Below are 7,100 nucleotides of genomic sequence, written 5' to 3' on the forward strand. Positions count from 1 at the left end.
ACTGCACCTGTGTGGTGCGATGCTCTGGCTCCGAAGCATCGCACCACACTCGTGATCCGAACTCCAGACAGGACCTAGTTCATGCACAACCTTGAAGAGTGCCGCCTTGCACGCGGTCGCGTCTCGTCCGAGAACAAACGGGCCGGATGTGACCGGTCAGCAAGAGGCTTCATTGAGGGGCAGCGCGCGATTTGAGGGGCAGCGTGCGATCCGAGTCGAGCAGGCACCTTGGACCCGCACGGGCTGCTGGAAGCGAGTACCAACTGCCGTGTACACAACGCGCGAAAGCAGTCATGTACCACCAGGAACTATGAAACAACGCGGTTGGTGGTCCCAGGTTCGAGTTCTGGGCGGGGGATCCGGGACATGGGGACAGGCGGGCCCGCTGGTCGACGGCGGGCAGTTGGTCATTGACACGGCGGTGCAGCTGAACCGGCAGGCCGGGGGCGCGTAGCGGCGGGTTCGACTCCCTGGCGGGGCGTACGGACGGGGAGGGAAACAGAGTGGAGCCGATCGGCCGGAGGGCGAACCAGCGGTCTTCTGGACTCCCGTGCTTGATATCGAGGCGGTCGGCAGGCGCTGCGTGACATACGGTTGAATCGGTGGCTTCGGCCAGTGGTCCGCCGTGCTCGGGTGAAGCGATGGGGCGGTCTGCCGGTACTTCTCGATTCGACAGGAGATGCCCCGCGATGCCCAGGACCACGCAGTTGCGTACGTACACCGTCCGCGACGGGCTGCTCGACGAGTGGGTGGACCGGTGGCGCAGTGACATCGTGCCGCTGCGACTGGAGTTGGGCTTCGAGATTGGTGGGGCTTGGGTCGACCGGGAACGCAACCAGTTCATCTGGCTGATCTCCTACGACGGTCCCGAGACCTTCGCGGAGCGGAACGCTATGTACTGGGCGTCGCCGGAGCGCAAGGCGATGGGCCTCGACCCGGACGACTATCTCGTGCGCACCGACGACCGTACGGTCGAGCACTGTTACTGACTCAAGCGGGATCCGGCGGCAGCAGGTGCTGCCGCCGCTCCTCGGCGTCGAGGGTGCGGAAGACCCGCCCCCGCGCCCGAGCCTCCAGCCGGTCGTAGTCGGGGTCCGCTGGCCACACGCGCGCGGTCCCGTCGGCGGACGCGGTGAGCAACCGGGTGCCGTCCCCGGACCAGGCCACCGAGGTCACCTTGTCCCGGTGGACACCGATGACGTCCATCTCCTCGAATGTGACGGCGGACCAGAGCCGTACCGTCCGGTCGTCCGACCCGGTCGCGATGCGACGGCCGTCCGGTGACCAGGCGATGGCGCGGACCCGCCCCTCGTGTCCCTTCAGCACCTCGACACGTCGCCCCGTGGCCGCGTCCCACACGGCGGCCGTCCAGTCGCCGGACGCCGTGGCCACGCGCTTCTCTTCGGGGGACCAGGCCGCGTCCTCCACGTAGTTGCCGTGCCCGCGGAGCACGGTCAGCTGGGTGCCGTCGGTGGTGTCCCACAGGCGGCAGGTGCGATCGTCGGAGCAACTGGCCAGCATTCGCCCGCTCGGGGACCAGGCCACACGCCCCACCCAGTCCTGGTGCCCCGTCAGCTTCAGCAGCTCCGTGCCGTCGACAGCCGACACGATGCGTACGGTGCCGTCGTGTCCGCCGGTCGCGATCCGTCGGGCGTCCGGGGACCATGAGCACCCCTCGACGGGTTCGCCCCGCAGCTCGAACACTGTGCCGCCCGCGCCGTCGACGACGCGGAACAGGCCGTCCGCGGTGCTGAGGGCGAAGCGGTCGCCGTACGGTGCCCAGGCCACGCTCCACACGCGTGCGCCGGGCGTTGCCACCGGCCCGGCGGGTGTGCCCGAGTCCGCACTCCAGACCCGCGTGGTGCCGTCGTCCGAGGCGGTGACGAGACGGGCGCCGTCGCCGGACCAGGCGGCCTGGTTGACCGGCCCGTCGTGCCCGGGGACCAGGACGGACTCGGCGCCTCGCGGCTGCAGGTCCCATACCCTGCCGGTACCGTCCGTCGACGCGGTGGCGAGCCGGGTACCCGACGGTGACCACACGACGGACCACACCGTGTCGGCGTGCCCGCGCAACACCGCGACCACCTTCGCGTCCTCGGTGCTGACGACACGAACGGTCCGGTCGGACGACGGGGTCGCGAGCATCCGGCCGTCCGGTGAGAAGGCGGGGTTCCACACGTAGTCGGTATGGCCGCGCAGCAGCAGCCGCAGTGCGCCCGTACGGGCATCCCAGACCCGGGCGGTGTGATCACCGGAACCCGTCGCCAGCAACTCCCCGTCCGGCGACCACGTGACGCCCTCGACGAACTCCGTGTGGCCGGTCAGGTTCGTCGCGGCCGATCCCGTTGCCGCGTCCCAGACGATCACCGTCCGGTCGTGCGAGGCGGTGGCGAGCCTGGTGCCGTCCGGCGACCACGCGACGCCCCAGACGTCGCCCGTGTGGCCGCGTAGTTCGTGCACGAGCCGGCCGGTGTCGGCGACCCACACCCGTACGACATGGTCCCTGAACGTTGCGGCCACCCGCAGCCCGTCCGGCGACCACGCCACCTGCCGCCCGATGTCCCCGGCACCGGTGAGCTGCCGGACCGGTTCACCGGATGCGACGTCCCAGACCCGTACGACGTGATCGCGGCCCGCGGCTGCCACCCGTGTCGCGTCGGGGGAGAAGCACACCGACTCGACCATGGCCCCGTCGCACGGCAGCACGTACAGCTGACGTCCGGAACGTGCGTCGTACACCCGGGCCGTACCGTCCCTGGAAGCGGTGGCCAGCAGCTTCCCGTCGGCGGACCAGTCAATGTCCCGAACCGTGTCCGAGTGCCCGTCCAACCGGGTACGGAGGTGGCTGGCGGCCAGCGCTGTCAGCAGCCCACGCCGCGCGGCCGGTGTCGGCGCACACTCACCGAGCGCGGCCAGGGAGAGGAGGAGGGCCCGTTCCGGCTCGGTCTCCGCGCTCGCGATCACCTGACGGCCGATACTGTCGGAGACACGGCTGAGAAAGGCCAGGTCCCGCCGCTGCGAGGCGTCTACGAGAGCACAGGCGGGAGCCGACGCCTGGCCTGCCTCCTCCAGCGCGACCAGCCACCTCTGGGCGACCGCGAGCCGCTCACCGGTGAGGAGGTAGTCCACGCTGCGCCCGGACCGTTCCCAGTCCGCGGCCCACCGCTCCAACTCGGCCCGCTCCCGCAGACGTTCCGCCCGCGCCTCCGCCTCCTGCCGCAGAGGGGCCCACTGGCGGAAAAGGGCCTCGTGAGTCACCTCCGCGTACGCCTCCGGGTGGCCGCTCGCGTCCCCCACCGCTCCGTCCACCGCGTCGGACCGGATGAGGCGCGCGTCGATGAACGCGTCCACCACGTACCGCTCCTGCTCGGTGAGTTCGGACAGACGCACCGGGCGGCGGGCGAGGTCGCGCTCTTCGAGCGTGACGAACTTCAGCAGTACCCGCAGGGCGAACTCGATCCCGTTCGGGGGGCTGAGGGATGCCACGGTGTTGTCGGCCTGCCGCGCAAGCGCCCCCGCCACGCCCCCGAGCCGCTGGTACGTCTCCTCGGTGACCGTGCCGCCCGGCCCGCAGGCGAAGTACAGCTCCTGGAGGAGGTAGGCGAGGAGAGGAAGCGCGTCGTCCGTGCCGGTGTCGTCCACGATGGTCTCGACGAGACCGGGAGCGAACGAGATACCCACCAGGGCGCCCGGCCGCTCGACGACCTGAGCGAGTTGCGCCCGGCTCAACGTGCCGATCGCCACCGGATGCTGCAGAAGCTGCGCGTGCCTGGTGCTGAGGAGCCTCCCGAGCAGATCCACCCGGCAGGTGGCCAGGACCCGGACGGTGGGCTCCTGCCGGAGGCACGTGTCCAACGCTTCCAGGAACTGGGCCCGTTCCCGTTCGCCCGCAAGGGTGACGAGCTCCTCGAACTGGTCGATCACGAGCAGGATCCGCCGGAACTGCCCGCCACGCAGCCGTGATACCTCGGCCGCCAGGCTGTCCGGCCCCTGCCGCAGCCGTCGCAACACCGCACTGACCGGCTCGGTGCCGCCGCCGGCCACGGCCAGGGACGCGGCCACAGCGTTGAGCGGGTTCGACCCCGGCGCGAACGTCGGCACGATGGTCCACCGGCGCCGGCGCAGACGAGGCATCACCCCGGCCCGTACCAGCGAGGACTTGCCGCTGCCGGAGGCCCCGGTCAGCAGCAGGAACCGGTCGACCGGGCGCGGCCCGGAGGCGTGCAGCCTGCGCGTCAGCTCGGCAGCCTGCGCCTCCCGGCCGAAGTAGACGGCGGCCTCGTCCTCGCTGTAGGCGTCCAGCCCAGGGTACGGAATCCGGTCGCGTGGCCACTCCGTCTGCTCGGGCGCCGGGTTCTCCAGCCGGTACACGACGACCTGACCGACCACCATGGCGATGATGAGCAGCCCGATGGCCGGAATGGATCCCCGCCGGATGACCTCCAGTGCCCAGGGCACGTGGGTCGCGTTCGTGGCGTAGTTGGTGGCGATGCCGAGAAGGCAGGCGACCAGCGCCAGCATGATCTGGAGCACCACTTGCAGGCGCTGCCTCATGCGGCACCGGCCCCCCGCCGGCCTGCTCGATCCCCGCGCACCACGGTCACGCCCCCGTCACGCTCGTCATCCTGTGCCCCTTCGCGCATTGGGGCCGCGCAAATCCACGGTCCGGAGGCGCGAGGAAACCCTGGACATCATCCGCGGGTGACAAGGCAGGATTCAAGAACATCCGCGTAAATCGGCCACCGGGACGCTCAGCCAAGAGGCATTCGGGACGGGCACCCGATGGGGATGCTCACCCCGGTCCAGTACGCGCTGCAGCTCCTCCAGAACCGGAGCGGTCAGTCGCTGGTGGCGACAGTGCCGTTGCAGGTGTCAGCGTGCGAGTCGGCGACGGCTCGGGGCAACGAGGCGGATCAGCCGCGGAACCTGGTGCAGTCCGTCCCAGCGGAGTGAGACTTCATGGCGTCGATGAAGGCGGTGAAGGCCCCGGCCGGGAAGGAGAGGGTTGCCCCGGCCGGGGCCTTCGAGTCGCGTATGGCTATGTGGGTGTGACGGTTTGCGATCTCCACGCAGGCGTTGCCGTCGCCACTGCCGGAGTAGGAGGACTTCTGCCAGTCGTCGCGGGTGGTCACGAGTGCCTCACAGTTCCTTTGCCAACCTGTGGATGAGGTCGCGCGACCGCGCGGGGTCGAGCGATGCCCCCTCAACTCTACGAAAGAGCGTTCGGAAGACGCCGAGCTGCGCTTCGGAGTCGATGAAGAGCACGCCGTGCGGGCCGTCGCGTACCACCGTGTCCAGCTTCGGGACGGGTCCACCGGCGTACACCATGGCGGCTGTGACGTCGGCGAAGTCGTCCAGTTCGAAGGGGATGACGCGCACGGTCACGTGGCCCGCCTCGGAGAGTTCCAGGATGCGGTCCAGCTGAGTACGTGAAGCGGCGCGGCCTCCTACCCGGATCCGCAACGCCGCCTCGTGTAACAGCACCTCGTACGGGACCGGCTCTGCCTGCTCGAGGATGACACGCCGCTCCATTCGGTGGCGGACGCGCAACTCCAATTCTCCTCGCGGCAGTTCTGGAACCCGGCGGGAGAAGAGCGCCCGAGCGTAGTCCTCGGTCTGCAGCAGGCCCGGGACGTGCAGGAAGTCCACGTCCCATCGGAAGGCGGAGTGGTACTCCAACTCGGAGAGGTCCAGGAACGAGGTGGGGAGCAGCCCCCGGTACTCCTCCCACCAGCCGCGTGTGCGATCGGCGGCCAGTGCGGCCAAGGCGTCGACGAACTCAGCGTCCGCGCACGCATAGTGGGCCGCGAGACGGCGTAGCCGCTGCTCGCTCACCCCCGCGACGCCCGACTCGATGTGGCTGATCTGGACGCGACTCGCTCCGATCAACGCTGCCGCCTCGCGTGCGGAGAGTCCCGCCGCGTCGCGGAGCCGGCGCAGCTCCGTAGCCAGGCGCAGCTGACGTGCCGTGGGTTCGCGCCTCAGGACCATCGATTGCTCCTCGGTTCAACACGCCCTGCTGGCGTGACTCATTCGGGGCCGGATTATGCAGCCACTTGCCCCGTATGACATGTTAGCCCTACCGTCGGTGACGTAATGCACACGCTGCGGAAGTGCACCGCTCCGTCCTGCCGCGACGGCTGCGGCAATGCCACCGTCACCCCACCACCCTTCCTGCATCCGAACGGAGCTGACGCATGCCCGAAAACGCGAACGAACCCTGGGAGTACTGCCTCTACATCCCCAACGACGTACGCGCCGTCACCATCAGCCGCCGCACCCTCCGCCTGATCCTCACCATGCACGGCCTGATCCGCCTGGTCGACACCGCTGAACTTCTCGCGACGGAGTTGATCTCCAACGCCGTGCGCCACACCAAGGGCCCGGCCGCGCTGCGTGTGCGATGGTCGGCGGGCGTGCTGCGACTCGGGGCCTGGGACGCTGACCCCGAGCCACCGGAACCGCCCGTGCAACTGGAGCAGGTGGCCGACCTGGAGGAGGGGCGTGGGCTGGGGCTTGTCCGGGCGTGCGCCGACCTGTGGGGCTGGCAGCCGCTGACGAGGGACGGCAGTCGAGGGAAGGTCGTGTGGTGCGAGTTGGTCGCTGCGTAAGGCGCTTCGGCGGTGATCGGGAGATGTGTTCCCCCGCCGGGTTGCCTGATCTGGGGGTGCCTGAATGCCTGAAACAGATCCGCCAATCACTGCTCACTGTTTCGGAAGGAGCAGATGTGCCCCGCGTCCCTGTAGGAGGCGAGCGCGATCACCGGAAGCGGATCGACGGGGCCGAGGTCGCCCGCTTCCGGGCGGCGCTGGAGTGTGTGTCCGGGCTGGTCGAACGGGTGGTACAGACAGGGTAGGTCCACTTCCCGGTCTCGGTCCCAGCCGAGGCCTTCATGGCGCCGTAGGGGCTATGAAGGCCGCAGCCGGCGGTGTCGTCGTTGTGGCGGCCGAAGGTCCAGAACCGGGCCGCGGAGGAAGAGCTGGAATCCGTTGACGGCGCCGACGGCAGGATTCGCACCTGTGCACACGGCTCCGGAGGGGGCTTCTGAAGTTCCACCGTTGATCTGGACAGCCTGATACTGGGACGGATGAGTCCCGGAG

General features: G+C 69.6%; 6 protein-coding genes. 2 read left to right on the forward strand and 4 right to left on the reverse strand.

Translation table 11 applies throughout. The features are described from left to right. Positions 1-689 precede the first annotated feature (689 nt). Entirely contained in the window at positions 690-989 is a 300-nt protein-coding gene (locus ACFSL4_RS35650; protein ID WP_381092082.1) for an NIPSNAP family protein, read from the forward strand. 1 nt (position 990) lies between these two features. Here ACFSL4_RS35650 and ACFSL4_RS35655 read toward each other — a convergent pair whose 3' ends face one another. The 3 genes from ACFSL4_RS35655 to ACFSL4_RS35665 all read right to left on the reverse strand — a co-directional run bounded on the left by ACFSL4_RS35655 (position 991) and on the right by ACFSL4_RS35665 (position 5,991). After that, the gene (locus ACFSL4_RS35655) at positions 991-4,554 is read right to left on the reverse strand and encodes an nSTAND1 domain-containing NTPase (protein ID WP_381092084.1); all 3,564 of its coding nucleotides are present in this window, start codon (positions 4,552-4,554) and stop codon (positions 991-993) included. A gap of 359 nt (positions 4,555-4,913) precedes the next feature. Next, positions 4,914-5,132: a DUF397 domain-containing protein gene (locus tag ACFSL4_RS35660; protein WP_381092085.1), complete on the reverse strand. Its 219-nt coding sequence runs from the start codon at positions 5,130-5,132 to the stop codon at positions 4,914-4,916. 7 nt (positions 5,133-5,139) lie between these two features. After that, on the reverse strand, positions 5,140-5,991 hold the full coding sequence (locus ACFSL4_RS35665) for a helix-turn-helix domain-containing protein (protein WP_381092086.1): 852 nt from the start codon (positions 5,989-5,991) through the stop codon (positions 5,140-5,142). 206 nt (positions 5,992-6,197) lie between these two features. Here ACFSL4_RS35665 and ACFSL4_RS35670 point away from each other — a divergent pair, with 206 nt between their 5' ends. Then, complete coding sequence (locus tag ACFSL4_RS35670; protein ID WP_381092088.1) at positions 6,198-6,611, forward strand: ATP-binding protein; 414 nt, start codon at positions 6,198-6,200, stop codon at positions 6,609-6,611. Positions 6,612-6,697: 86 nt separating this feature from the next. Here ACFSL4_RS35670 and ACFSL4_RS35675 read toward each other — a convergent pair whose 3' ends face one another. Further along, positions 6,698-6,862, reverse strand: coding sequence for a hypothetical protein (locus ACFSL4_RS35675; RefSeq protein WP_381092089.1), 165 nt, complete (start codon positions 6,860-6,862; stop codon positions 6,698-6,700). Between the last annotated feature and the right edge of the window lie 238 nt (positions 6,863-7,100).

The organism is Streptomyces caeni (assembly GCF_042678285.1).
Lineage (GTDB): Bacteria > Actinomycetota > Actinomycetes > Streptomycetales > Streptomycetaceae > Streptomyces > Streptomyces caeni.

What these genes read in the sequence shown, in the direction of transcription:
- ACFSL4_RS35650 (WP_381092082.1), top strand. Translation starts at nt 690, where the DNA reads ATGCCCAGGACCACGCAGTTGCGTACGTACACCGTCCGCGACGGGCTG.
- ACFSL4_RS35655 (WP_381092084.1), bottom strand. Translation starts at nt 4,554, where the DNA reads ATGAGGCAGCGCCTGCAAGTGGTGCTCCAGATCATGCTGGCGCTGGTC.
- ACFSL4_RS35665 (WP_381092086.1), bottom strand. Translation starts at nt 5,991, where the DNA reads ATGGTCCTGAGGCGCGAACCCACGGCACGTCAGCTGCGCCTGGCTACG.
- ACFSL4_RS35670 (WP_381092088.1), top strand. Translation starts at nt 6,198, where the DNA reads ATGCCCGAAAACGCGAACGAACCCTGGGAGTACTGCCTCTACATCCCC.